This window comes from Nonomuraea sp. NPDC050547 (genome assembly GCF_044457345.1).
Lineage (GTDB): Bacteria > Actinomycetota > Actinomycetes > Streptosporangiales > Streptosporangiaceae > Nonomuraea.
This window is the reverse complement of record NZ_JBITGW010000026.1, coordinates 156,898-180,261: the sequence shown is the minus strand read 5'-3', so window position 1 is coordinate 180,261 and position 23,364 is coordinate 156,898. Positions and strand designations below refer to the sequence as shown.

Here is a 23,364-nt window from a genome sequence, read left to right as displayed (position 1 = left end):
GCCGATACCCAGCGCCAGATCAAGGCACTGATCGTCACCGCCCCGGCCGAGCTGCGCGAACGACTGCGCGGCCTGCCCCTGGCCAAGCTCATCACCACCTGCGCGGCCCTGCGTCCGGACCGCACCGACGCCGCCCGCCCAGCCACCGCCGCGCAGATCGCCCTTCGGTCCCTCGCCCGCCGCCACCAGCAGCTCACCATCGAGATCGCCGACCTGGACGAGCTCCTGGAACCACTCGTCACCAGTATCAACCCCGACCTCATCGCGACCCACGGCGTCGGCCCCGACACCGCCGGCCAACTCCTGGTCACCGCCGGAGAAAACCACGACCGGCTCGCCGGCGAGGCCGCCTTCGCCATGCTCTGCGGCGCCGCCCCCATCCCCGCCTCCAGCGGCAAGACCCACCGCCACCGCCTCAACCGAGGCGGTGACCGGCAAGCCAACTGCGCCCTCTACCGCATCACTCTGGTCCGCCTGCGCTGGGACCCCCGCACCCGCGCCTACATGGAACGACGCACCAAAGAGGGACTCTCCAAGAAGGAGATCATCCGCTGCCTCAAGCGCTACATCGCCCGCGAGCTCTACCAGATCATCACCAAAAACGATCAAGAATCCGCCGCTTGACATCTATAGGAGCATCCCCCGGCGCGGGCGGGCCGGCGGCCACCTCCTAGCATGTCGGAGGTGATCGAGGTGCTGGGACTGCTCGGGGTGGGGATCGCCGCCGGAATCGTCAGCACGGTCGTCAGCCTCGCCTCGGTCGTCTCCTACCCGGCCCTGCTCGCCTTCGGCCTGCCGCCGCTGACCGCCAACGTCACCAACACCGTGGCCCTGCTCTTCACCGGCATCGGCGCCGCCGCGGGCTCACGCCCCGAGCTGCGCGGCGAGGGCGCCAGGGTGCTGCGGCTGGGGTGGCTGACCGCGCTGGGCGGCGCCTCCGGGGCGGCCCTGCTGCTGGTCACTCCGGCCAGGACGTTCGAGCTGATCATGCCGTGGCTCATCGCCGGCGCCTCGCTGGTGCTGGTGCGCCCGCCCACCGCGAGCAGGCTGCACGAGCACGGGGTGATGGCCAAGCTGGCCATGTACGCCGTCGCGGTCTACGTCGGCTACTTCGGGGCGGCGGGCGGGATCCTCATGTTCGCGATCCTCTCCGCCGTCCTCGACCATCCCGCGGCCAAGGTCAACGCGGTCAAGAACGTCCTGACCGGGCTGGCGAACGCGGTGGCGGCGATCGGGTTCGCGGTGTTCGGGCCGGTGGACTGGGTCGCGGTGGGCCCGCTGGCCGCCGGGTTCCTGCTGGGCGGATGGGTCGGGCCCAAGATCGCCAGGCGGCTGCCCGGCCAGAGCCTGCGCTACCTCGCCGCCGCGTGCGGGCTCGCGGTGGCCGCCAAGCTCGGCTACGACACCTACACCTCCCCGTGACCGGCGCCGGACAACGGGGTAGGTTATGGCACTAACCGGAACGGGGGTCAGAGATGTCTAACGGTGCGCGGCACGGACTCGGAGTAGTGGCGGGGCTCCTGCTCGCGCCGTTGCTGGTGGTGGTGCTCTCGTTCGGCCTGGACGGGTTCAACTACGCCATGAGGACCTTCACGCCCCCGTGGATCGGGCTCGCGGTCATGGCGGGCGCGGGCGTGCTGGTGGCCTTCATGTTCAGCTCGCGGATCTCGCCGGTCGCCACGCTCATCGGCGGGCTGATCTACACCGTCGTCGGCCTCTTCCCGATCCTGGAGATGTCGCTCGGGCTCCGGCTGCTGCCCGACTTCCTGCCCAGCATGTTCAGCCGGGGGCTGACGACGCTGATGTACACCGGCATCCTCCTGACGCTCGGCGTGGGCATGCTCGTGGCCTCGTTCTTCCCCTCGCGCTGGCGGGCGGCGCGGCGGCCCGCGCACGCCGCCCACGGTACGGCGGGGCCGTACGGACCGGGCGCCTACCAGCCCGCGGCCGGTCCCGAGCAGCCCTACCAGCAGCCCCCGGCCTTCCAGCCGCAGGAACGCCAGCCGTCGGCCTTCCAGCCGCAGGAGCATCAGCCGTCGGCCTTCCAGCGGCCCCCCGGCCAGGAGCCGGGCTCGGTCTTCCAGCCTCAGCAGCCCGCCGGCGGAGAGGACGCCACGCGTCCGATGCACCGCGAATGACCAGGTGGGTCTGCCCCCGCTGCGACCGTGAGTTCGGACGTGAGCGGCAGTCGCACGTGTGCGTGCCCGGCGTCACCGTCGAGGCGGTGTTCGCGCCGTGGCCCGAGGCCTACCGGGAGATCTACGACCGCCTGGTCGAGCCGCTGGGCCCGCTCGGCCCGCTGCACGAGGACGCGGTCGGGGTCGGGGTGTTCCTGAAGGCCGAGCGCAAGTTCGCCGAGATCCGCCCCAAGGCGCGCAGCCTGCAGGTGGAGATCACCCTCGCCCGGCCGATCGCGCACCCGCTGCTGGCGCGGAGCTTCGCGATGGGCTCCGGGCGCTACGCGCACTTCTTCAAGCTCACCCGCCCCGAGGACGTGGACGGGCGGATTCTCGAGTGGATGGCGGAGGCCTACGATGCGTGACGTCCTGATCGTGCAGAACAGCCGGAGCGGCGGCCCCGGCCGGTTCGGCGACTGGCTGGCCGCGCGGGGGTTGCGGCCGGACGTCGTGCACCCTCACGAGGGCGCGGCGCTGCCCGAGACGCTGGAGCACGACGCGATGGTCGTGCTGGGCGGCGGCTACCTGCCCGACGACGACGCCCGCGCGCCCTGGCTGGCCGAGACCCGCAAGCTGGCGGTGCAGGCGATCGAGCGGGCGGTGCCGTACTTCGGGATCTGCCTGGGCGGGCAGCTGCTCGCGCACGTGGCGGGCGGGGTGGTGACGGCCGACGCCGGCGCGCCCGAGAACGGCAGCACGCCCGTGACGATCCGTCCCGAGGCCGCGGCCGACCCGCTCTTCCACGGACTGCCGGAGGTGGTGCCCGCGATCGAGCACCACGTGGACGCCGTCACCGCCCTGCCGCCGGGCGCGGTGTGGCTGGCCTCCACGGAACGCTGCCCCTACCAGGCCTTCCGGGTGGGCGAGCGGGCGTGGGGCGTGCAGTTCCACCCCGAGGTGCTGCCCGAGCGGATCAGGCAGTGGGAGGTGGACGGCTTCGACCCCGGCGAGGTGTACGCGCGGGCGGTCGCCGACGAGCCCGTCTCCACGCCGATCTGGCACACGGTGGCCACCCGGTTCGCCACGCTGGTATCCATACAGTAACCGGACAGGTGCACAGGGTGACCGTCACAATGGGCGGGTGCTGCTACCTCTGATCCTCGTGGCGGGCCTGGTCACGGCGCCCGCCTCCGATGTCCGCGAGTACGTCGCGCTGGGCGACTCGTGGAGCGCCGACGTCTCCATCGTCCACCTGACGACCAAGCACGTGCCGAGCGGCTGCGTGCAGAGCTCCAAGAACTATCCCAAGCAGGTCGCCGCCGCCCTCGGCGTCACGGTGTTCCGCGACGCGACCTGCGGCGGCGCGACCACCGACCACATGACCAGGCCACAGGACGTCACGCGGATCAGGGGCCTGATCGACGGGGTGAACCGGCCGCAGTTCGACCGGCTGAGCGCCACGACCGACCTGGTGACGCTGGGCATCGGCGGCAACGACGCGGGGCTGGCCGCGGCGGTCGGAGACTGCATCAGCCTGCTGCCCACGCTGACGTTGCCCGGCGGCACGCTGCCCGCGCCGTTCGGGGCGCCGTGCAAGAAGCGGTGGGTGGTGGACGGCGTAGACCGCATGTCCGGAAATATCCGTGCAACGGAGCCCAAGGTCGTGGCGGCCGTGAACGGCATCAAGCAGCGCTCGCCCCGCGCCGAGATCCTCCTCGTCGACTACCTCGCCGGCCTGCCCGACGTCGGCGGCTGCTACCCCTACGTCCAGATCACCGACCTCGACATGGACTGGCTGTCGGCCAAGCTCCGCGAGCTCAACGCCATGCTGACCCGCGTGGCCAGGACCACCGGCGTACGCCTGGCCGACACCTACACCACCAGCCGCGGCCACGACGTCTGCCGCCGGCCCGGGGTCCGGTGGGTCGAGGGCCTGCTCCCGCTGTCCACCGACCCGCTCGGCCCCGTCATCCCCTTCCACCCCAACCAGCGGGGCGCCGACCACCAGGCGCGCGTCGTCTACAGCATGGTCAAACCCTCAGACCTCTGAGCCGGTACGGCCCGCGCCGCCGTACCGGAGGAAGGGTCTTCGAGGCCAGCGACCGGGTGGGTGCGGGCGGTCAGGGCTCCCGGGTCAGGGCGGCGAGCTGCTCGGCGAAGGGGACCAGCCGCTCCTCGCGGGCCGGGGCGCGGTGGCTCATGAGGCCGGACAGTTCCGTGGCGGCGCGCCGGATCCGGTCGGGCAGGCCGTCGTCGTTGCCCCAGTCCTCGGCCGCCGCGTACACGGCGGTCGGGGCGACGACCGCGTGCAGGTAGGCGAACATCGGCCGCAACGCGTGCTCCAGCGCCAGGGAGTGCCGGGGCGTGCCGCCCGTGGCCGCGATCAGCGTCGGCTTGCCCTGCAGCGCCTCGGGGTCCAGGACGTCGAAGAACGACTTGAACAGCCCGCTGTAGGAGGCGGTGAAGATCGGGGTGACCGCGATCAGCCCGTCGGCCGAGGTGACCGCCTCCTGCGCGCCGCGCAACGCCCGCCCGGCGAAGCCGGTGACGAAGTTGTTGGCGATCTCGGTGGCCAGGTCGCGCAGCTCGACGACCTCGACCTCGACGTCGACCTTGTCGCCCGCGGCGCGCACGGTGGCCTCCACCAGCCGGTCGGTCAGCAGGCGGGTGGAGGACGGCTGGGTGAGTCCGGCCGAGACGGCGGCGAGCTTCATGAGTTCTTCTCTCCAAGTCGGGACAGGTGGGTGGGCGCGTCGGGGACGCCGGCGGGCCGGCCGATCGCGAACTCCTTGCGCAGCACGGGCACGACCTCCTCGCCGAGGATGTCGATCTGCTCCAGCACGGTCTTCAGCGGCAGGCCGGCGTGGTCCATGAGGAACAGCTGGCGCTGGTAGTCGCCGAACGAGTCGCGGAAGGTCAGGGTCTTGTCGATGACCTCCTGCGGGCTGCCGACGGTCAGCGGCGTCTCGGCCGTGAAGTCCTCCAGGGAGGGGCCGTGGCCGTAGACGGGGGCGTTGTCGAAGTAGGGGCGGAACTCGCGGACGGCGTCCTGCGACCTGGCCCGCATGAACACCTGCCCGCCGAGCCCGACGATCGCCTGTTCCGGCGTGCCGTGGCCGTAGTGGGCGTAGCGCTCCCGGTAGAGCTCGATCAGGCGCTGGAAGTGCTCTTTGGGCCAGAAGATGTTGTTGGCGAAGAAGCCGTCGCCGTAGTAGGCGGCCTGTTCGGCGATCTCCGGGGTGCGGATGGAGCCGTGCCAGACGAACGGCGGGACGCCGTCCAGGGGTCGAGGGGTCGAGGTGAAGCCCTGCAGCGGCGTGCGGAAGCGGCCCTTCCAGTCGACGACGTCCTCGCGCCAGAGCTTGTGGAGCAGGGCGTAGTTCTCGATCGCGAGCGGGACGCCCTGCCGGATGTCCTGGCCGAACCACGGGTAGACCGGGCCGGTGTTGCCGCGCCCCATCATGAGGTCCACCCTGCCGTCGGCCAGGTGCTGGAGCATCGCGTAGTCCTCGGCGATCTTCACCGGGTCGTTGGTGGTGATCAGCGTGGTCGCGGTCGAGAGGATCAGCCGCGAGGTCCGCGCGGCGATGTAGCCGAGCATGGTCGTGGGGGAGGAGGGCACGAACGGCGGGTTGTGGTGCTCGCCCGTCGCGAAGACGTCGAGGCCGGCCTCTTCCGCCTTCAGCGCGATCGCGACCATCGCCTTGATGCGCTCGTGCTCGGTCGGAGTCCGGCCGTCTGTCGGGTCGGTCGTCACGTCGCCCACACTGAAGATGCCGAACTGCACTTTCATCACCAACCTTGACTATTGAACGTTCAACTCTACTGCTGTTGAGCGCCGATGGCCAGCCCCTTATTCCCCAGGAGCGAGGCGTGGGTGGGCGCGCCGGGCACGTTCGCGGGCCGGCCGATCGCGAACTCCTCGCGCAGCACCGGGACGATCCGCTCCCCAAGGATCTCCAACTGCTCCATCACCTTGGGCAGCGGGAGGCCTCCGCCGTCCACGATGAACAGTTGCCGCTGGTAGTCGCCGAACGAGTCGCGGAAGGTCAGGGCCTTGTCGATGACCTCCTGCGGGCTGCCGACGGTCAGCGGCGTCTCGGCCATGTACTCCTCCAGTGAGGGGCCGTGGCCCATCACCGGGTGGTTGTCGAAGTAGGGGCGGAACTCCGCGATCGCGTCCTGCGACCTGGCCCCGACGTGGACCTGCCCGCCGAGCCCGACGATGGCCTGCTCGCGGGTGCCGTGCCCGTAGTGCTCGAACCGGTCGCGGTACAGGCTGATGAGGCGCTGGAAGTGCTCTTTGGGCCAGAAGATGTTGTTGGCGAAGAAGCCGTCGCCGTAGTAGGCGGCCTGCTCGGCGATCTCCGGCGAGCGGATGGAGCCGTGCCAGACGAACGGCGGGACGCCGTCCAGGGGGCGCGGCGTCGAGGTGAAGCCCTGCAGCGGCGTGCGGAAGCGGCCCTTCCAGTCCACGACGTCCTCGCGCCAGAGCTTGTGGAGCAGGGCGTAGTTCTCGATCGCGAGCGGAATCCCCTGCCGGATGTCCTGGCCGAACCACGGGTAGACCGGGCCGGTGTTGCCGCGCCCCATCATCAGGTCCACCCTGCCGTCGGCCAGGTGCTGGAGCATCGCGTAGTCCTCGGCGATCTTCACCGGATCGTTGGTGGTGATCAGCGTGGTCGACGTGGACAGCACCAGTCGCGACGTCCGGGCGGCGACATGGGCCAGCAGCGTCGTCGGCGACGACGGGATGAAGGGCGGGTTGTGGTGCTCGCCGATCGCGAAGACGTCCAGCCCCACCTCCTCGGCCTTCACCGCGATCTGGGTGATCGCCTTGATCCGCTCGTACTCGGTGGGCGTGCGGCCCGTGTTCGGGTCCGCCGTCACGTCGCCCACGCTGAAAATGCCGAACTGCATTTTAGTCACCAATCTTGACGATCCATTTTGGTGACTTTAGCGCGGGACTCTCCCGCCTTATTCCCGTCCGCCACAATCAGGTTCATGCGCATCGATCTGCACAGCCACAGCGACGCCTCCGACGGCACCTCGCCGCCCTCCGAGGTGGTACGGCGGGCGCGCGCGGCCGGAGTCGACGTCCTGGCGCTGACCGACCACGACACCACGGCCGGGCACGCGGCGGCCGAACGGGCCGCGCGGGAGGCGGGCCTGGTGCTGGTACCCGGCATGGAGATGTCGTGCCGCCGCGACGGGCGCAGCGTGCACCTGCTGGCGTACTGGTTCGACCCCGGGAACGAGGCGCTGGTGCGCGAGTGCGAGCTGATCAGGCAGGGGCGCGACGGCCGGGCGGAGGCCATGGTCGGGCGGCTGGCCGAGCTGGGCGTGCCGATCACCATCGACATGGTCACGGCCGTGGCGGGCGCAGGCGTGGTCGGGCGGCCGCACGTCGCGCGCGTGCTGGCCACGCTGGGCGTGGTGGCCACTCCCGCCGACGCCTTCACCCCGGAATGGATCGGTACGGGCGGCCGCGCCCACGTAACCCGCTACGCCCCCGATCCGGTCCGGGCGGTGGCCCTCGTCCGGGCCGCGGGAGGCGCCGCCGTCCTGGCCCACCCGAGGCGCGGCCACCTGATGCCGGACGCCTGGATCGCCGAGCTGGCCGGGTCCGGGCTGAGCGGCGTGGAGGCCGACCACCCGGACCACGACGAGGAGGACCGCGCGCACCTGCGCCGCCTCGCCGCCGGACTCGGGCTGGTGGTGACCGGCTCCAGCGACGACCACGGCGAACTGACCGGCCACCGCCTGGGCCGCGAAACCACGACAGAGGAGGCCTACGAGACCCTCCGTGCCGCTGCGAAGCGTCCATGACGAGGGAGAAGCGCCCCGCGCGGGTCGTGGGGCGCTTGCGGCGGGGCCGGACAGAGAGCGTGGAGGCGGGCCGGTAAAGGGCGTGGAGGCGGGGCCGGTCAGACGGCGTGGATCTCGCCGACCGGCCTTCCGCCGCCGAAGACGGGGATCCGGGTGAAGGACTCCGCCCCCGACACGTCGCACCCCATCCGCGCCAGCACCGACACGGCGATCGCCGACGTGGCCCGCGGGCTGCCGTCGATGACCTTGACCGCGGCCGTGTGCCCCGACGCGAGCGCCGCGACCAGGACGCCCTCCGCGCCGCCCTTCACCACGGCTCCGGGCAGGGCGCGCATCAGGTCGGTGTTCTGGTGCCCGGTCCCGCCCACGTACTCGGGGTGCTCGCGCATCGCGTCGGCCACCTGCCGGGGCGCGGTGCCGGGCGCGGCCAGGACCAGGGCCCGCACGGCGCGGGCCAGCCCGGCCAGCGACATGCCGAACAGCGGCGCCCCGCACCCGTCCACGGCCACCGCCGTGGCCTTCTCCCCGGACAGCTCCTCGACGGCACTGCGGACCGTGAGCTGGAGCGGGTGGCCGGGGGAGAGGTAGGAGGCGGTGTCCCAGCCGTTGGCCACGGAGGCGGCCAGCATGGCGGCGTGCTTGCCGGAGCAGTTCATGCGCTCGCGGGTCTTGGCTCCGCCCTCACGGATCAGGCGCAGCCGGGTCGCCTCGTCCTCCGGCCAGTCCTCGGGGCAGAGCAGGTCGGCGGGGCGCAGGCCGTACTCCTCAAGAAGCTCGGTGACGAGCCGCACGTGGAAGTCCTCGCCGGTGTGGCTGCCCGCGGCGATCGCCAGGCGCGCGCCCGGCAGGGCCGCGCCCGAGGTCAGGCAGGCCAGCGCCTGGAACGGCTTCGCCGAAGAACGCGGCAGCACCGGCGCGTCCACCGGCCCGAGCACGACCTCGGGGCGGCCGTCGGGGCCGAGACCGACGGCGCTGCCGTAGTGGACGCTTTCCACGAAGCCGGAGCGGACGACCTCGGCGAGTGCGGGGAAATCAGGCACGTGCGGAACTCCTTCGCTCCAGAACCCTGGCGAGCTTGGACAGGGAGGCGTTGACCACGAGGTAGATGAGCGCGATCACGATGTAGGTCTGGATGAGCAGGCCGTTGTAGGCGACGAGGACCTTGCCCGAGTAGAACAGCTCGCCGTAGCTGACGATGAAGCCGAGCGAGGTGTCCTTCAGCAGGCCGACGGACTGGCTGACGATGGACGGCAGGACGCGGCGGGCCGCCTGGGGCAGCACGATCATCCGCAGGGTCTGGCCGCGGGTGAGGCCGACGGCCAGGCCCGCCTCGGTCTGGCCGCGCTCGATGGACAGGATGCCGGCGCGGAAGATCTCGGCGAAGGCGGCGGCGTTGGAGACCGTGAGCGGGACCACGAGCTTCCAGAACAGCGGCAGGTCCAGGCCGTACTTGGGCAGCGCGAACAGCACGACGTAGACGAGGAGCAGCGCGGGGATGGTCCGCACGACCTCGATGTAGGCGGTGGCGGGGCCGCGCAGCCAGCGCCGCGAGGACAGCCGGCCGAGCGCGAGCAGCAGGCCCAGCGCCATGGACAGGGCCGCCGCGACGACGGCCGAGAGCGCCGTCGACCACAGGCCGTCGAGCAGGTACCGCCACATGGGCCAGGTGGCGTACGGCTGCCAGCGTTCGGCCGTGAGCTGCCCGTTGGCGGCGAACTGACGTACGGCCAGCGCGGCCAGCGCCAGCGTGGCCAGCACGCCGAGGACGGTGGCGATCCGGATCCGGCGTTTGGCGCGCGGTCCCGGCTCGTCGAACAGCACGGTGCTCATCGCACGATCACCAGCCGCCGCTCCAGCCGTCCGGTGACGAAGCCGACCGCCGCGGCGATGGCCGCGTAGGCGAGGCCGGAGCCCACGAAGATCGCGATGGGCTGGGCCTCCTGGAGGTTGACCCGCTTGGCCGCCTCTGTCAGGTCGACGACGCTGATCGCCCCGGCCAGCGCGGTGGACATGATGAGCTGAATGGTGAGGTTGCCCAGCGGCTGCACGACCGTGCGCAGCGCCTGGGGCAGGATGACCAGCCGCAGCGACTGGCCGAAGGTCAGCCCGAGCGCGCGGGCCGCCTCAGCCTGGCCCTTGGACACGGAGTTGACGCCGGAACGCAGCGCCTCGGCCATGTACGCGGCCTGGTAGACGGCGATCACCACGATCGCGGTCGCCATCGGCGGTCCCTTGATCCCGATCTCCGGCAGTCCGAAGAAGACCAGGACGAGCAACACCAGCAACGGCAGATTCTGAAAGGTCTCGACGTAGGCGGTGCCCAGCGCCCGCAACACGGGAACCGGGCTCACCCGCATCGCCGTGACCAGTACCCCGAGCACCGCCGCGCCGAGGAACGACGCGACGGTGAGCTGGAGCGTCACGAGGAGGCCCTGCCACAACTCCGGCAGGTGGTCCAGGAGGACGGACATCAGGAACCCGGCACCGAGCCGATCGCCGGCGGCGCGGGGGCCTCACCCTTGACGACGGTGCCGAGGGAGTCCTTCCACGCCTGCTGCCAGACCCCGGCGTCCTGCATCTTCTTCAGCCAGTCGTTGACGAACTTCTTGAACTGCTCGTCGCCGTGCTTGAGCCCGATGCCGTAGGGGTCCTCGGTGAAGGGGTTGCCGATCACCTGGACGGTCGGGTCCTTCTGCGCGTTGGCCGCCAGCAGGGTCTCGTCCTGGACGTAGGCGACGCCCCGGTCCTGCTTGAGCGCCTGCATGCACTCGGGGTCGGAGCCGAAGGTGATGATCTCGGCCTGCGGCGCCAGCTTCTTGATGGCAGCGATGGCCGGGGTGTTGGCGCCCGCGATGACCTTCTTGCCGTTGAGGTCCTCGGGCTTGGCGATGCCGGTGGCGCCCTTCTTGACGGCGATCGACAGCCCGGAGGTGTAGTACGGCCCGGCGAAGGCGACCTGCTCGGCCCGCTCCGGCGTGATCGTGTACGTCTGGAAGACCACGTCCACGGTGCCGTTGCCGATCAGCGCCTCACGCGTCTCCGACGCCGAGTTGACGATCTTCACCTTGGGCTCGCCGATGATGTACTTGGCCAGTGCCTTGCCCATCGAGGCGTCGAAGCCCTCGACCTCGCCGCTGACCGGGTTCTCCTGCGACAGCAGCGGCGCGTCGAGGGAACCGCCGACGAGCAGCTCGCCGCGCTTCTTGATCTTGTCCATCGTCGAGCCGGGCACGATCGCGGCGGCGTCGGCGACGGGCGCCTTCGCGAGCAGGTCGCTCGCGGCGGGCTTGGCCTCCCCGGGTACGGCTGGGTTCGAGCCGCCACCGGTGCTGGAACACGCGGCCAGGCCGAGCAGCGACACGGCGACGACAGCGACCATCTTTCTCATGGACACCATCCCTTGCGTTAGTGAGTCAGTACTTTGGCCAGGAAGTCCCTGGCCCGGTCCGTCTGCGGGGAGTCGAAGAACGCCGCGGGAGCGCCCTGTTCGACGATCTGGCCGTCGGCCATGAACACCACACGGTCGGCGGCCTTGCGCGCGAAGCCCATCTCGTGGGTGACCACGACCATGGTCATGCCATCGGCGGCCAGCCCGGTCATGACGTCGAGCACCTCGCCGACCATCTCGGGGTCGAGCGCCGAGGTGGGCTCGTCGAAGAGCATGACCTTGGGCCTCATGGCCAGCGCGCGGGCGATGGCCGCGCGCTGCTGCTGGCCGCCGGACAACTGGGCGGGCAGCTTGCCCGCCTGCGCGCCGATGCCGACGCGCTCCAGCAGTTCACGCGCCGTCTTCTCGGCGTCGGCACGGCCGGCGCCGCGCACCTTCATCGGAGCGAGCGTGACGTTGTCCAGCACGCTCATATGCTGGAAGAGGTTGAAGGACTGGAACACCATCCCCACGTCGGCCCGCAGCTTCGCCAGCTCGCGGCCCTCCAGGGGCGCGGGCACGCCGTCGATGACGACCTCGCCCCGCTGGACGGTCTCCAGCCGGTTGAGGCAGCGGCACAGCGTGGACTTGCCGGACCCGGACGGGCCGACCACCACGACGACCTCGCCCCGCGCGACGTCGAGGTCGACGTCCCGCAGCACGTGGTGCTCGCCGAACCACTTGTTCAGCCCTCTTGCCCGAATCATCCAGCTACTTCCTTCGATATCGAAGATAGAGCGGACCGTAATAGATGATTTCATGCGAAGTCAACACGTTGTCGAACAAAGCCGAACCGTGGTATTCATCTCCACATGTCTGGCAAAGAGCGACTGCCGGTGACGGGGGCGCAGGGGGACCTGCTGCGGCTCGTCGCCACCGGGCAGGCCGAATCACGCGCGGAACTGGCGCGCCTGTCGGGCTTCGCGGCCTCCAGCGTGTCGCTGCGCGTGGAGGAGCTGCGTGACGCCGGGCTGCTCGTGGAAGAGGGCTCGGGCACCTCGCGGGGCGGACGTCGTCCCCGCCGGCTCAGGCTGTCGCCGAGCGCGGGCGTGCTCACCGTCGCCGACCTCGGGGCCCATCACGTACGGCTCGGCCTGCTCGACCTCAGTGGCACGCCGCTGGCCGTACAGGAGCGTGAAGCCGACATAACAGCTGGGCCGGAAGCGGTCCTCGACTGGCTGGCCGACGCCTTCGACGACCTCCTGGAGACGCACGCGCCGCCGGGAGTCCCGCTGCGCGGCGTCGGCACCGGCATCCCCGGCCCCGTCGACCCCGCCACGGGACGCGTGGTCGGCCCCTCGCGGATGCCCGGCTGGAACAACTTCCCCGTCGCCGACCACCTGCGCGCCCGCTACGACCTGCCCGTCCTGGTGGAGAACGACGCCAACCTCATGGCCGTCGGCGAGGCCCGTTCCTGGCCCGGCGCCGACAACCTCATGGTCCTCAAGGCCGGGACCGGCATCGGCTGCGGCGTCGTCGTCAACGGCCGCCTGCACCGGGGCAGGGGCGCCGCCGGGGACATCAGCCACGTCAGGGTCCGCACCGACTCCTCGATCGTCTGCGCCTGCGGCCACCGCGACTGCCTGGAGGCCTACGCCAGCGGCGCCGCGCTCCAGGCGGCCCTGGCCGAGGCGGGCATCGCCGTCGAGCGGCCCGCCGACATCGTCGGCCTGGTGGACGACGCGGTACCCGAGGCCACCAGCCTCGTGCGCACCGCCGGGCGCATGATCGGCGAGGTGCTCACCGTCCTGGTCAACTTCTTCAACCCCGACGTGATCGCCGTCGGCGGCAGCCTGGCCGCGGCCGAGCCGCTCATCGCCTCGATCAGGGCCGCCGTCTACGAGCGCTGCCTGCCGCTGGCCACCCGCGAACTGGAGATCGCCCCCGCCCGCGCCGGGCAGGACGCGGCGCTGCTCGGCGGTGGAGCGCTCCTGCTCGACGCCGTCCTCTAGCCGTCATCCGCCGTTCACCGGCCGTTCCCGCGCGAACGCCACACTCCGCGCATGCGTACCCTCCTGCTCAGCCTCGCGCTGGTCGCCGTCAGCGCGGCGCCCGCGCTGGCCGCCGACCTGCCGCGGGCGACCCCGGTCGCCGAGACGCCGGCCCTGTTCGACGACGCGGCCGGCGGCAACGCCAACGGCGACGACCCCGCCATCTGGGTCAACAAGAAGAACTCCGCGCGCAGCCTGGTGATCGCCACCGCCAAGGAAGGCGGCCTCTACGTCTACGACCTCGACGGCAGGCAGCTCCAGCACCTCGCCGCCCCGCCCGCGCCGGGCAAGGACGACGAGCCCGGCCGCTTCAACAACGTCGACCTCGTCTACGGCTTCCACGGCAAGGACCTGGCCGTCGTCTCCGACCGGGGCCGCGACCAGCTCCGCTTCTACGCCATCGACCCGGTCACGCTGCGCCTGACCGACGTGAGCGACCCGGCGGCGCCGTACGTCTTCAACAAGGACCAGAAAGAGGTCAACGAGGCCCGCACCGCCTACGGCCTGGCCACCTGGCAGGACGGCGGCGGCGACTACGCGCTGGTCAGCCGCCGCCACCAGACCCGGATCGGCCTGGCCAAGCTGACCGAGCGCCGCGGCAGGGTGAGCTACAAAGTGGTGCGCACCCTCGACCTGCCCCGCGCGTTCGAGCTGCCCGACGGCTCCCGCTGGAGGCCGTGCGGCGAGCCCGGCGAGCTGGCCCAGGTCGAGGGCATGGTCGTCGACCGCGGCCGGGACGTGCTCTACGCCGCGCAGGAGGACGTCGGCATCTGGCGGCTGCCCGCCGACCTGTCCGGCGCGCCCGTCCTGGTCGACAAGGTCAAGGAGTACGGCCGGCAGGACACCTACGACCCCAAGACCGAGGAGTGCCTGCCCGGCGAGGACCGCGGCCACGGCGGCGAGCACCTGGCCGCCGACGCCGAGGGCCTGACCATCTGGTACGGCAAGGGCGGCGCCGGCTACCTGCTGGCCTCCAGCCAGGGCGACAACACCTTCTCCGCCTACCGCCGCGAGGGCCGCAACGCCTATGTCGGCTCGTTCCGCGTCGGAACCGGCCGGGGCATCGACGCCACCGAGCACAGCGACGGCGCGATGGTGGTCGGCGAGCCGCTCGGCCGGTTCCGCGAGGGCCTGCTGGTCGTCCACGACGGGCAGAACACCCCGGCGGACGGCGAGCGGGAGAACACCAACTTCAAGTTCGTCCCCTGGGACGCGCGGCTAGTCCGCTAGCTTCTCGAAGAAGAACTCGTGCTTGAGGAACGACGTGTCGTACTCGTGCCCGGGATAGGGCGGGATGAGCTGGGAGGCCTGGAACAGCCGCCAGCCGTCCCGCAGGGCCGCCACCCCGTTGTCGTAGGGCGGCTCGTCGCCGTCGCCCGTCGTCGGGGTGGTGCGCCCGGTGCCGTCGTAGGACGCCCAGCCGACCACGGGCGCGTCCAGGGCCGAGGTGGCCAGGTACAGAACCAGAACCTGCTGCTTCACGCGATCCTCCGGGGGCGGTTGCTGACACGGGTGGCCCAGTGGTCGACGTCGAATCCGTCGAAGCCGGTCATCGCGCGCCACATCGCGACCCGGTTGTAGACCTCCAGCCGGCCCGTCGCGGGCTCGTACCAGGGGAAGCGCGTGGACAACTCCTCCGCCACGGCCGGGTCGTCCAGGTCGGCGGTGTCCCAGAGCCGCACCTGCCGCACCGTGGGGTTGAAGCGGATCTTGAACATGTAGCGCCGCTCGTCGCTGTCGTTGCGCCGGCCGCCGTGCCAGATGCCGTGGTGCAGGAGCAGCACGGTGCCCGCCGGGCAGGTCAGCCTGATCTGCCCGCGCAGGTTCTGGTAGCGGCCGGTGTCGCTCTCGTTGGTACGCCGCAGGTGGCTGCCGGGCACCAGCAGCGTGCCGCCCATGGCCGGGCTCACCTCGTGCGGGAAGTACATGAGCTGCACGTCGAAGGCGTCGGCGCGGGTGTCGATGATGGCGTCGCCGTGCAGCGGCTGGGCGCTGCCGCCCTGGGGCTCGCGCACGTGCACGGCGTGGTGGTCGACGGTGGGATCCGGCCCGACCAGGCTGCGCAGCGCGCCGGCCACCCGGGGGACCTCGACCAGGCGGCGGGCGAACGATCCCTCGGGGAAGGCCAGCGGCAGCGGCGTGCCGTACGGGACCGGGGGGATGCCCGCGGAGAGCACGCCGATCGCCTCCGCGTTGAGCTCCTCCGGCACCGCGGCGTCCAGCCGCAGGAACCCCTGGGCCACGAACCGCGCCACCTCCACCGAGGTGAGAAGAGTGGTTTCCATGCGTCAACCGTAGGATCGCGGCCCCTGCTCGGTCGTGGGTCTGGCTCACCATTACTGGTAGATTCTCACCATGGACCGCGTGACCCCGCACCTCGGCGCGCCGCCCGAGGTGGCCAACGCCGGGGTGGGGGTGCACGGGGTCGGCCGCCGTCGCGACATCTTCCGCCTGCGCGGCCTGTGGCAGCTGCACCTGTACTCCTACTCCGCCCGGCTGACCGTCGGCGGCCGCACCCACGAGATCCGGCCGGGCCGGGTGAGCCTGATCCCGCCCGGCGAGCTCGTCCAGTACTTCTACGAGGGCCGCTCCGAGCACCTCTACGCCCACCTGCTCCTGCCCGAGCGGGGCGAGCCGGTGACGGTGCCGCTGATGCAGGACGCCGGCGCCGACACCCCGTTCCTGCGCGACCTGCTGCGCCAGGCGATCACCGCCGCTCCCGCGACGCCCGCGATGGCCGCCGCCGCGGCCTGGACGGTGCTGTGGCGGGTCGCCCGCCTGGCCGAGTCGGAGGGCCCGCACGCCGCGGTGCGGCTGGCCATCGCGCACATCGAGTCACACCTGGCCCAGCCGCTGACCATCCCCGAGGTGGCGGGCGCCGCGGGCATCTCGCACAACCACCTGACCCGGCTGTTCCGCGCCGAGACCGGCGACACCGTCGTCGCCTACATCCGGCGTCGCCGCCTGGAGCAGGCCCGCCACCTGCTGCGCGAGACCACGCTGCCGATCCCGGCGGTGGCCGCCGCCGTGGGCCTGGCCGACCTGCAGGCCTTCAACAAGGCCTGCCGCCGCGAGCTCGGCGCCGCCCCACGCGCCATCCGTCAGTCCGGCTGATGGGCTGTGGGCCTTAGAGCGGCGCGTACGGCCGGCGTGGGTCGGGACCGATCGCGCCGTCGAGTTCGGCCAGCAGGTCCGCGACCAGGTCGGGCCGCGAGGCCGCGAGGTCGCGCCGCTCGCCCGGGTCCTCCCGCAGGTCGTACAGCTCCACCCGCCCGCGCGGCCCCGCCCCCGCGATGCCCGGCGCGAACCTGACCACCTTCCACCGCCCGCGCCGGATCGCCTGGATCTTGCGCGGCCGGTTCCAGATCAGGTGCCGCCGCTTCGGCACCCCCGCCCCGGTCAGCGCGCCGCGCAGCGACACCCCGTCCAGCCCTTCGGGCACCGGCATCCCGGCGAGGTCGGCCAGTGTCGGCAGCACGTCCCAGAACGCCACCGGCCGCCGCTCCACCCGCGCCCGCACCCCCGGCGACCAGGCGATCATCGGCACCCGGATGCCGCCTTCGTACAGGTCGCGCTTGTCGCCGCGGAAGGGGCCGTTGGAGTCGAACAGCGCGGGCGTCACGCCCTTCTCGCTGTGCGGCCCGTTGTCGCTGGTGAACAGCACCACCGTGCGCTCGGCCTGCCCGCTGTCGCGCAGCGCCCGCACCAGGGCGGCCACGTCCGCGTCCAGCCGGCCGACCTGCGCCGCGTGCCGCCGGTTCGGGCCGGTCCACGGCCGGTCCTCGTACGGCCCCGCGTCACCGCCGGGCACCACGCTCGGCGAGTGCGGCAGCGTGGTCGGGTAGTAGAGCAGGAACGGCCGCTCGCGCTCCTTCTTGATGAAACGCACGGCCCGCTCTCTGAACAGGTCGGGCGCGTAATAGTGCCCGTTCAGGGGCACCGTGCGGTCGTTGTGCCAGAGCCGCCGCGGGTAGTAGCGGTGCGCGTCCCGGTGCCCGATGAAGCCGAAGAACTCCGCGAAGCCCCGCTCGTTGGGGTGCGAGGGCTGGCCGGGCAGGTCGGGGCCGAAGCCCCACTTGCCGATGCACGCGGTGTCGTACCCGGCCAGCCGCATCATCCCGCCGAACGTCAGGTCGGCGTCGGTGAGCGAGCGCTGGGGGCCGCCCTCCGGGTTCTCCCTGACCGTTCCGTGCCCGGCGTGCAACCCGGTGAGCAGAGCGCAACGCGACGGGGCGCACAGGGGCGCGCCCGAGTAGGCCGCCTCGAAGCGCACGCCCTCGGCCGCCAGCCGGTCCAGGTTCGGGGTCGCGATCGTGCGCTGCCCCTGGAAGCCGACCTCGCCCCAGCCCAGGTCGTCGGCGAGGACCACCACCACGTTCGGCCGCGCGGGCGGTCCGGCGCTCGCGTGAGTGGCCGCGCCGCCCAGGAAGGGGGCGGCCACGGCGCCGGTGAGCAGGGTGCGGCGAGAGGGCCCGGAGATCATGTCGGACACCTTGGAGGCCGTGGGGGAACGCCGGGCCAACGACCCGTGAACCCCGGGCGAACTCACAGGTAGCGCCACCGGCGGCAGATCTCCCAGAGCTTCTCGGGCACCTCGTCCGGCGCCGGCAGCGGCCGCCCCTCGACCACGCTGCCGGTGCGGATCTTGTCCCGCCAGTCGCCGATGCCCTTGACGAACCCGCCGTGGTCGCGCGTGCCGTACTCCAGCATGGCCGGCTCCCACGCGACCTCCAGGAAGTCGCAGACCTTGCGCAGCACCGGCCCCGGCTCGGCGACCAGGTCCTCGTAGGTGACGGTCAGACCGGGCAGGTGCTCGCGGGCCTCCTGCAGGTAGACCATGTAGTTGAGGGTACGGCTGACCGCCTCGTCCATCGGCCGGTTGTCCGGGTCGGCCTCGTGCCAGGACTGCGCGATCGACATCGGGTGGCGCAGCAGGAACAGGAAGCGGGCGTCCGGCCAGCAGGTGGCGATGCGCCGCCAGGCGAAGACGTTGCTCGGCGTCTTCTCCACCATGATCTGCTTGCCGCTGCGGGCCAGCTCCCGGTGCAGGAGGCGGTCCCAGATCAGGTGCTCCACGTCGCTGTGGGTGTGGCCGAGGGCGGCCACGGCCTGCCGTACCGGATCGGTGGGGAAGCCGGCCGTCACGCGGCGGAAGTGCGTCTCGATCGGGGAGTGGATCAGCGAGTGGCTGTTGAGCAGGACCCGCAGCAGCGTCGAGCCCGAGCGCACCGAGGAGAACAGGAAGACCGGAGCCCGCAGCAGCCGGTCGTGCACCGGGTCGGCGGGGCTCCTGACCTCGTCGTCCGGCAGCCGTACCAGCGCGGGGTGCGGCTTCGGCGGGGGTACCGGACGGGGCACGCGGGTGGCCCGCGAGAGCGTGTACCCGGTGAGGCCTTCGAGCGTGGCGTTCGCTCGGTACTTCCAGTTCATGCCCGGCACCGTAGAGGGAGCCGGTTAACCACGCGTTAACCCCGGCTGAGAACGTGTTCGGCTTGCCGCCATTCATTACTTTTCCCGACATGCCGCGCTTTTGGGGGAGCTGCCCGACAGACTGGGAGGCATAGCACCGTCGAGGGGGCTGGTGGACATGCGGACCTGGGGTGGGTCCGGGCGGGGATCCGGTCATCTGTGGGTCGTGGCGATGTGGGGGCTGATCTGGTTGCTGGACACGGCGGAGTTCCTACTGCGCATCTAGCGGGGCAGGAACACGAGGAGCGCGACCAGGACGACGGCGGCCGGTATCCCCCAGGCCAGGACCTCGGGGACGGCCGCGGCCGTCGCCTGCGGGCTGTTCTCGAGCTCGCGGGTGAGCAGGTTGCCGAAGGCGGCCACGCCGAGCGAGAGGCCGAGGCCGCGCGCGGTCATCGTGGCCGAGGTGGTGGCGGCCAGGTCGGCGGGGGCCGCGGCGTTCTGCGCGACGACCACCAGGTTCTGCATCAGCAGCCCGAACCCGGCGCCGAGCACGCCGAGCGTGACGGCCGCCGGCGCATAGGGCGTGCCGGGTTCCAGCCGGCTCAGCAGCACGAACCCCAGGACCACGATCGACGCCCCGGCCAGCAGGAACGGCTTGAACCGGGTCCCGACCCCGGCGCCCGCCACGAACGACACCGCCGTGAACGTCAGGACGTACGGCGTGAGCGCCAGCCCCGCCGCGGTCGCGCCCATCCCGTACGCGGCCTGCAAGAACGTGGGCAGGTAGACGAGCGAGCCGCCGAGCAGCGCGCCGAGCAGGGCGGTGGCGGGCAGGACCACGCGCAGCGCCGGGACGGCGAACAACCGGGGAGGCAGCATCGGGTCGGGCGCGCGGCGCTGCCACCACACCGACAGCGTCAGCAGCACCGCGAAGGCCACCCCCGCGCCCGCCGGCGACTCGGTCACCAGCAGCAGGCTGACGGCGGTGCCCGCGATCAGCAGCGCTCCGGCGAGGTCGAGCCCGCCCGCGGCATCCGGCTTGGGCAGGCGCAGCGCGTACCCGGTCAGAGCCATGCCGACCACGGCGAGCGGCAGGTTGACGTAGAAGATCCAGCGCCAGCCCGCGGCGTCGGTGATCAGCCCGCCCGCCGGCGGGCCGCCCACGCTGGCCAGGGCGAAGACGCCGCCGGTGAAGCCCTGGACGCGGCTGCGCAGGTGACGCGGATACAGCTCGGACAGGGCCACCGCCGGGATCACGAACAACGCGCCCGCCCCGATGCCCTGGAGCGTCCTCGCCGCGATCAGCTGGGGCGTCGTCTGGGCCAGGCCGGACAGCGCGGAACCTACGGCGAAGACGGCCAGCGCGACCAGGAACACCGCGCGCCGGCCGAAGCGGTCGCTGACGCGGCCGTAGAGGGCGCCGGTCGCGGTCGAGGCCAGGACGTAGGAGGTGACGATCCAGCCGATCGCGTCCATGCCGCCCAGGTCTTCGGCGATGGCGGGCAGCGCTATGGCCACCACGGTCTGGTCCAGGACCGAGAGCAGCATGCCCAGCAACAGGCCGGCGGTGGCCATCGTCTTCCTGGTCAGGTTCACGGACATCGCGCTCAGCCCTTCGGGGCCGCGAACGCGGGCAGGCCGAAGTCGGCGCTCAGCAGGTCCTGGTCGATGGCCGCGCCGGCGACGGTTCCGCCGGCCGCAGCGGCTATGACCGCTGCCAGCGGGACCGGGACGGTGGCCCTGCGCGCCGTGTCGCCCGCCGCGTAGACGCCCGGGACGCCGGTCTGGCCGAACTCGTTCACCTCCACGCAGCCGTCGGTGAACGTGGCGCAGCCCAGCCGGGCGGCCAGGTCCGTCCTGTGCCTGCGCGGCACGTTGACCACGAACACCGCCTGCCGGGGCAGCGGCGGGCCGTCCTCGAACACGATCCGCTCCAGCCTGCCGCCGGCCGACTCCAGGCGGGCGATCCGCTCGTCCCTCACGGCGACGCCCTGGGCCAGGAGCTTCGCCCGCGAGGCCGGGTCGAGCGGTTCCCGGCCGGTGCACAGGGCCACGTCGGCGAAGCGGCTCAGTTGCAGCGCCAGCCGTACCCGGGCGGGGGAGGCCCCGATCACCGCGACCGGCCTGCCCGTGACCTCCCACCCGTGGCAGTACGGGCAGTGGAAGGCCGATCGCCCCCACAGCGACTCGACGCCGGGCGGGCCGGGAAGGTCGTCGGACAGACCGGTAGCCAGCAGGAGCCGGCGCGCGCCCGCCGTTCCCCCTCCCGACAGCTCCACCCGGAAGCCGGGGCGGACATCGGTGACCGTCTCCTCCCGGATCTCGACCGACGGGTAGGCCGACAGCTCCTCGCGGGCGAGCTCGCGCAACTCGGCCGGTGGTATGCCGTCCCTGGTCAGGAAGTTGTGAACGGCCTCGGCCGGGGCGTTGCGGCCGTGCCCGGCGTCGAGCAGGAGTACCCGGCGGTGCGCCCGCCCGAGGGTGAGGGCGGCGGCCAGCCCGGCCGGCCCGCCTCCGATGATGACCACGTCGTTGGTTGACATGCGGGAAAGTCTGCAAGTTAATGTCAACATGAAGTCAATGCGTATCGGGGAATTGGCCGACCGGTTCGGTCTCGGGACGCACGTCCTGCGCCACTGGGAGGCGATGGGCCTGCTGACCCCGGCCGCCCGGGTGAACGGCCGCCGCCGCTACACCCGCGACCACGTCATCCGCGTCATGACGATCATTCGCGCCAAGGGCGGCGGCATGAGCCTCGACCAGATCGGTGAGGTCCTGTCGGCCACCGGCAGGGCCGAACGCCGGACCCTGCTCCAGCGGCACCACGCGGACCTGGAGCGGCGGCTCGCGGAGATCACGACGTCCAAGCGGCTGATCGAACACCTCATGGAATGCGGCGCGGACGACTTCACCCAGTGCCCGGACTACCGGCGCATGGTGGAAACCGCGGCCGGCCTCTCCGGCTGCGTGGCCGATTCTTGAACGTGCCGGGGTAGGGAGCCCGGATCCCTGGGGGCACACTCCTGGCCATGCAGACTCTCCAGCTCACCCAAGCCCCCGCCGCGTACGCGTGCATGATCGTCCGCACGCCCGCCGAGACGGCCTTCCAGGCCTTCGCCGACCCGGCCGTCACCACGCGCCTGTGGTACTCCAAGAGCAGCGGGCCCATGCTTCCGGGGGCGGAGTTGCGCTGGGAGTGGGAGACGTACGGCGCGAGCGTCCAGGTCTGGGTCAAGGCGGTGCAGGAGGGGCGGCTGATCAGGTTCGAGTGGGGCAACTACGCGCAGCCGACCACGGTGGAGTTGCGCTTCACCCCCATCGCCGGGGACGCCACGTTCGTCGAGGTCACCGAGACCGGCTACCAGGGCTCGGGCGACGAGACCCTCCAGTGGGTCAACGACACCGTCGGCGGCTTCACCACGGTGTTGTGCGCGCTGAAGGCCCTGCTCGAGCACGGCATCGAGCTCAACGCCGTCTCCGACCACCACCCGGCGCCTCTCTGATCCGTTGTCATATGCGTACATGAATATCTATAATGCGAGGGCCACCGAGAGGGGAGACGATGACGCACCCCGACCCCCCATCACACGGCCACGGGCACGGGCACGCCCCGTCGAAGCTGGGCCGCCTCCTCAAACCCCACAGCCACGACACCGCCGACAGAACCGACGCGGCCCTGGAGTCCAGCAGCCGTGGCATGCGGGTGCTGGCCGTCTCCTTCGCGGTCCTCATGGTCACCGCCCTCGTCCAGGCCGCCATCGTCGCCCTGTCCGGCTCGGTGGCCCTGCTGGGCGACACGCTGCACAACTTCGCCGACGCCCTGACCGCCGTCCCGCTGGCGATCGCCTTCTCCCTGGGACGCCGCGCCGCCACCCGCCGTTTCACCTACGGATACGGCCGCGCCGAGGACCTGGCCGGCCTCGTCATCGTCGCCCTGATCGCCGCCTCAGCCGCACTGGCCGCGTACGAGGCCGTGAAGCGCCTGATCACCCCAGAGGACATCCGCGCCGTGGGCCTGGTGGCCGCCGCGGGCGTCGTGGGCTTCGTCGGCAACGAGTGGGTGGCCCGCTACCGCATCAGGGTGGGCCGCGAAATCGGCTCGGCCGCGCTGGTGGCCGACGGCCTGCACGCCCGTACCGACGGCTTCACCTCCCTGGCCGTCCTGCTGAGCGCGGGCGGCGCCGCCCTGGGCTTCCCTCTGGCCGACCCGATCGTCGGCCTGCTCATCACGGTCGCGATCTGCTTCGTCCTGCGCGACGCCGCCAGGGAGATCTACCACCGCCTGATGGACGCCGTGGACCCCGCCCTCATCACGCGGGCGGAGAGGATCCTGACCGTGGTACCCGGCGTGAAAGGCGTGGGCGCGGTCCGCATGCGCTGGATCGGCCACACGCTACGCGCCGAAGTGGACATCACGGTCAGCCACCAGTTGTCGCTGATCGAAGCCCACGCAGTGGCGGTGGAGGCCGAACACCGCCTGATCCACGACCTGCCCCGCCTGAGGGCCGCGACCGTCCACGCCGACCCCGACGGCCCACCGGACACCGACCACCACGCCCCCTTGCTCACCCACCGGTGAAACGGGACT

At 71.9% G+C, this 23,364-nt stretch carries 27 protein-coding genes; 13 read left to right on the top strand and 14 right to left on the bottom strand.

The features are described from left to right. From ACIBHY_RS48240 to ACIBHY_RS48215, 6 genes are all read left to right on the top strand, one after another. A partial coding sequence (locus ACIBHY_RS48240) for a transposase (protein WP_397310295.1) occupies nucleotides 1-624 on the top strand: 624 nt, incomplete at its 5' end. A 60-nt stretch (nucleotides 625-684) separates the two neighbouring features. After that, nucleotides 685-1,422 carry a sulfite exporter TauE/SafE family protein gene (locus ACIBHY_RS48235; protein WP_397243607.1) on the top strand — a complete coding sequence of 246 codons (738 nt, stop codon included), beginning with the start codon at nucleotides 685-687 and terminating at the stop codon, nucleotides 1,420-1,422. 53 nt (nucleotides 1,423-1,475) lie between these two features. Beyond that, nucleotides 1,476-2,138, top strand: coding sequence for a hypothetical protein (locus ACIBHY_RS48230; RefSeq protein WP_397310294.1), 663 nt, complete (start codon nucleotides 1,476-1,478; stop codon nucleotides 2,136-2,138). Beyond that, on the top strand, nucleotides 2,135-2,542 hold the full coding sequence (locus tag ACIBHY_RS48225; protein ID WP_397243611.1) for a DUF5655 domain-containing protein: 408 nt from the start codon (nucleotides 2,135-2,137) through the stop codon (nucleotides 2,540-2,542). Before ACIBHY_RS48230 ends, ACIBHY_RS48225 begins: the two co-directional genes overlap by 4 nt. Next, nucleotides 2,535-3,221, top strand: a complete 687-nt coding sequence (locus tag ACIBHY_RS48220) for a type 1 glutamine amidotransferase (protein ID WP_397310293.1) — start codon at nucleotides 2,535-2,537, stop codon at nucleotides 3,219-3,221. Before ACIBHY_RS48225 ends, ACIBHY_RS48220 begins: the two co-directional genes overlap by 8 nt. Nucleotides 3,222-3,258: 37 nt before the next feature. Further along, nucleotides 3,259-4,167 (top strand): SGNH/GDSL hydrolase family protein, encoded by a 909-nt coding sequence (locus ACIBHY_RS48215; protein ID WP_397243616.1) that lies wholly within the window; start codon nucleotides 3,259-3,261, stop codon nucleotides 4,165-4,167. A 70-nt stretch (nucleotides 4,168-4,237) separates the two neighbouring features. Here ACIBHY_RS48215 and ACIBHY_RS48210 read toward each other — a convergent pair whose 3' ends face one another. The 3 genes from ACIBHY_RS48210 to ACIBHY_RS48200 are packed head-to-tail and all read right to left on the bottom strand — an operon-like array spanning nucleotide 4,238 to nucleotide 7,037. Then, a complete protein-coding gene (locus tag ACIBHY_RS48210) occupies nucleotides 4,238-4,831 on the bottom strand; it encodes a CE1759 family FMN reductase (RefSeq protein WP_397243618.1) in 594 nt (197 codons plus the stop codon). Then, complete coding sequence (locus ACIBHY_RS48205) at nucleotides 4,828-5,904, bottom strand: LLM class flavin-dependent oxidoreductase (RefSeq protein ID WP_397310296.1); 1,077 nt, start codon at nucleotides 5,902-5,904, stop codon at nucleotides 4,828-4,830. The genes ACIBHY_RS48210 and ACIBHY_RS48205 overlap by 4 nt, the downstream gene beginning before the upstream one ends. 35 nt (nucleotides 5,905-5,939) lie before the next feature. Next, the gene (locus ACIBHY_RS48200; protein ID WP_397310292.1) at nucleotides 5,940-7,037 is read right to left on the bottom strand and encodes an LLM class flavin-dependent oxidoreductase; all 1,098 of its coding nucleotides are present in this window, start codon (nucleotides 7,035-7,037) and stop codon (nucleotides 5,940-5,942) included. Nucleotides 7,038-7,121: 84 nt separating this feature from the next. Between ACIBHY_RS48200 and ACIBHY_RS48195 the strand changes: the two genes are divergently transcribed. Next, nucleotides 7,122-7,946 (top strand): PHP domain-containing protein, encoded by an 825-nt coding sequence (locus tag ACIBHY_RS48195; RefSeq protein ID WP_397310291.1) that lies wholly within the window; start codon nucleotides 7,122-7,124, stop codon nucleotides 7,944-7,946. Nucleotides 7,947-8,044: 98 nt separating this feature from the next. On the opposite strand, the gene ACIBHY_RS48190 is transcribed toward ACIBHY_RS48195, so the two are convergent. The 5 genes from ACIBHY_RS48190 to ACIBHY_RS48170 are packed head-to-tail and all read right to left on the bottom strand — an operon-like array spanning nucleotide 8,045 to nucleotide 12,080. Next, a complete protein-coding gene (locus ACIBHY_RS48190; protein ID WP_397310290.1) occupies nucleotides 8,045-8,986 on the bottom strand; it encodes an asparaginase in 942 nt (313 codons plus the stop codon). Then, nucleotides 8,979-9,776, bottom strand: coding sequence for an amino acid ABC transporter permease (locus ACIBHY_RS48185; RefSeq protein ID WP_397243626.1), 798 nt, complete (start codon nucleotides 9,774-9,776; stop codon nucleotides 8,979-8,981). The genes ACIBHY_RS48190 and ACIBHY_RS48185 overlap by 8 nt, the downstream gene beginning before the upstream one ends. Beyond that, nucleotides 9,773-10,417 (bottom strand): amino acid ABC transporter permease, encoded by a 645-nt coding sequence (locus ACIBHY_RS48180; RefSeq protein ID WP_397243628.1) that lies wholly within the window; start codon nucleotides 10,415-10,417, stop codon nucleotides 9,773-9,775. The genes ACIBHY_RS48185 and ACIBHY_RS48180 overlap by 4 nt, the downstream gene beginning before the upstream one ends. Further along, nucleotides 10,417-11,334 carry a glutamate ABC transporter substrate-binding protein gene (locus tag ACIBHY_RS48175; protein WP_397243630.1) on the bottom strand — a complete coding sequence of 306 codons (918 nt, stop codon included), beginning with the start codon at nucleotides 11,332-11,334 and terminating at the stop codon, nucleotides 10,417-10,419. Before ACIBHY_RS48175 ends, ACIBHY_RS48180 begins: the two co-directional genes overlap by 1 nt. 17 nt (nucleotides 11,335-11,351) lie before the next feature. After that, nucleotides 11,352-12,080 carry an amino acid ABC transporter ATP-binding protein gene (locus ACIBHY_RS48170; protein ID WP_397243632.1) on the bottom strand — a complete coding sequence of 243 codons (729 nt, stop codon included), beginning with the start codon at nucleotides 12,078-12,080 and terminating at the stop codon, nucleotides 11,352-11,354. A gap of 105 nt (nucleotides 12,081-12,185) precedes the next feature. Between ACIBHY_RS48170 and ACIBHY_RS48165 the strand changes: the two genes are divergently transcribed. Further along, nucleotides 12,186-13,325, top strand: coding sequence for an ROK family transcriptional regulator (locus tag ACIBHY_RS48165; RefSeq protein WP_397310289.1), 1,140 nt, complete (start codon nucleotides 12,186-12,188; stop codon nucleotides 13,323-13,325). A gap of 51 nt (nucleotides 13,326-13,376) precedes the next feature. Beyond that, entirely contained in the window at nucleotides 13,377-14,594 is a 1,218-nt protein-coding gene (locus ACIBHY_RS48160) for a phytase (RefSeq protein ID WP_397243635.1), read from the top strand. On the opposite strand, the gene ACIBHY_RS48155 is transcribed toward ACIBHY_RS48160, so the two are convergent. Both ACIBHY_RS48155 and ACIBHY_RS48150 read right to left on the bottom strand, forming a co-directional pair. Next, on the bottom strand, nucleotides 14,583-14,846 hold the full coding sequence (locus ACIBHY_RS48155; protein WP_397243637.1) for a hypothetical protein: 264 nt from the start codon (nucleotides 14,844-14,846) through the stop codon (nucleotides 14,583-14,585). The genes ACIBHY_RS48160 and ACIBHY_RS48155 overlap by 12 nt on opposite strands. Then, complete coding sequence (locus ACIBHY_RS48150) at nucleotides 14,843-15,649, bottom strand: phytanoyl-CoA dioxygenase family protein (protein WP_397310288.1); 807 nt, start codon at nucleotides 15,647-15,649, stop codon at nucleotides 14,843-14,845. Before ACIBHY_RS48150 ends, ACIBHY_RS48155 begins: the two co-directional genes overlap by 4 nt. Before the next feature lie 70 nt (nucleotides 15,650-15,719). Between ACIBHY_RS48150 and ACIBHY_RS48145 the strand changes: the two genes are divergently transcribed. Further along, on the top strand, nucleotides 15,720-16,478 hold the full coding sequence (locus ACIBHY_RS48145; RefSeq protein ID WP_397243641.1) for a helix-turn-helix domain-containing protein: 759 nt from the start codon (nucleotides 15,720-15,722) through the stop codon (nucleotides 16,476-16,478). Nucleotides 16,479-16,491: 13 nt separating this feature from the next. Here ACIBHY_RS48145 and ACIBHY_RS48140 read toward each other — a convergent pair whose 3' ends face one another. The 4 genes from ACIBHY_RS48140 to ACIBHY_RS48125 all read right to left on the bottom strand — a co-directional run bounded on the left by ACIBHY_RS48140 (nucleotide 16,492) and on the right by ACIBHY_RS48125 (nucleotide 21,319). After that, nucleotides 16,492-17,847, bottom strand: coding sequence for an arylsulfatase (locus ACIBHY_RS48140; RefSeq protein WP_397243643.1), 1,356 nt, complete (start codon nucleotides 17,845-17,847; stop codon nucleotides 16,492-16,494). Nucleotides 17,848-17,909: 62 nt separating this feature from the next. Further along, nucleotides 17,910-18,794: a sulfotransferase family protein gene (locus ACIBHY_RS48135; protein WP_397243645.1), complete on the bottom strand. Its 885-nt coding sequence runs from the start codon at nucleotides 18,792-18,794 to the stop codon at nucleotides 17,910-17,912. Between the two features lie 261 nt (nucleotides 18,795-19,055). Continuing rightward, nucleotides 19,056-20,378, bottom strand: a complete 1,323-nt coding sequence (locus ACIBHY_RS48130) for an MFS transporter (protein ID WP_397310287.1) — start codon at nucleotides 20,376-20,378, stop codon at nucleotides 19,056-19,058. Nucleotides 20,379-20,383: 5 nt separating this feature from the next. Further along, a complete protein-coding gene (locus ACIBHY_RS48125; RefSeq protein WP_397243649.1) occupies nucleotides 20,384-21,319 on the bottom strand; it encodes an NAD(P)/FAD-dependent oxidoreductase in 936 nt (311 codons plus the stop codon). A 37-nt stretch (nucleotides 21,320-21,356) separates the two neighbouring features. Between ACIBHY_RS48125 and ACIBHY_RS48120 the strand changes: the two genes are divergently transcribed. From ACIBHY_RS48120 to ACIBHY_RS48110, 3 genes are read left to right on the top strand one after another with little or no spacing between them, the layout of a single operon-like run. Further along, nucleotides 21,357-21,758, top strand: coding sequence for a MerR family transcriptional regulator (locus ACIBHY_RS48120; RefSeq protein ID WP_397243651.1), 402 nt, complete (start codon nucleotides 21,357-21,359; stop codon nucleotides 21,756-21,758). 47 nt (nucleotides 21,759-21,805) lie between these two features. Next, a complete protein-coding gene (locus ACIBHY_RS48115) occupies nucleotides 21,806-22,279 on the top strand; it encodes an SRPBCC family protein (RefSeq protein WP_397310286.1) in 474 nt (157 codons plus the stop codon). 59 nt (nucleotides 22,280-22,338) lie between these two features. Next, nucleotides 22,339-23,355 carry a cation diffusion facilitator family transporter gene (locus ACIBHY_RS48110; RefSeq protein WP_397310285.1) on the top strand — a complete coding sequence of 339 codons (1,017 nt, stop codon included), beginning with the start codon at nucleotides 22,339-22,341 and terminating at the stop codon, nucleotides 23,353-23,355. Nucleotides 23,356-23,364 lie beyond the last annotated feature (9 nt).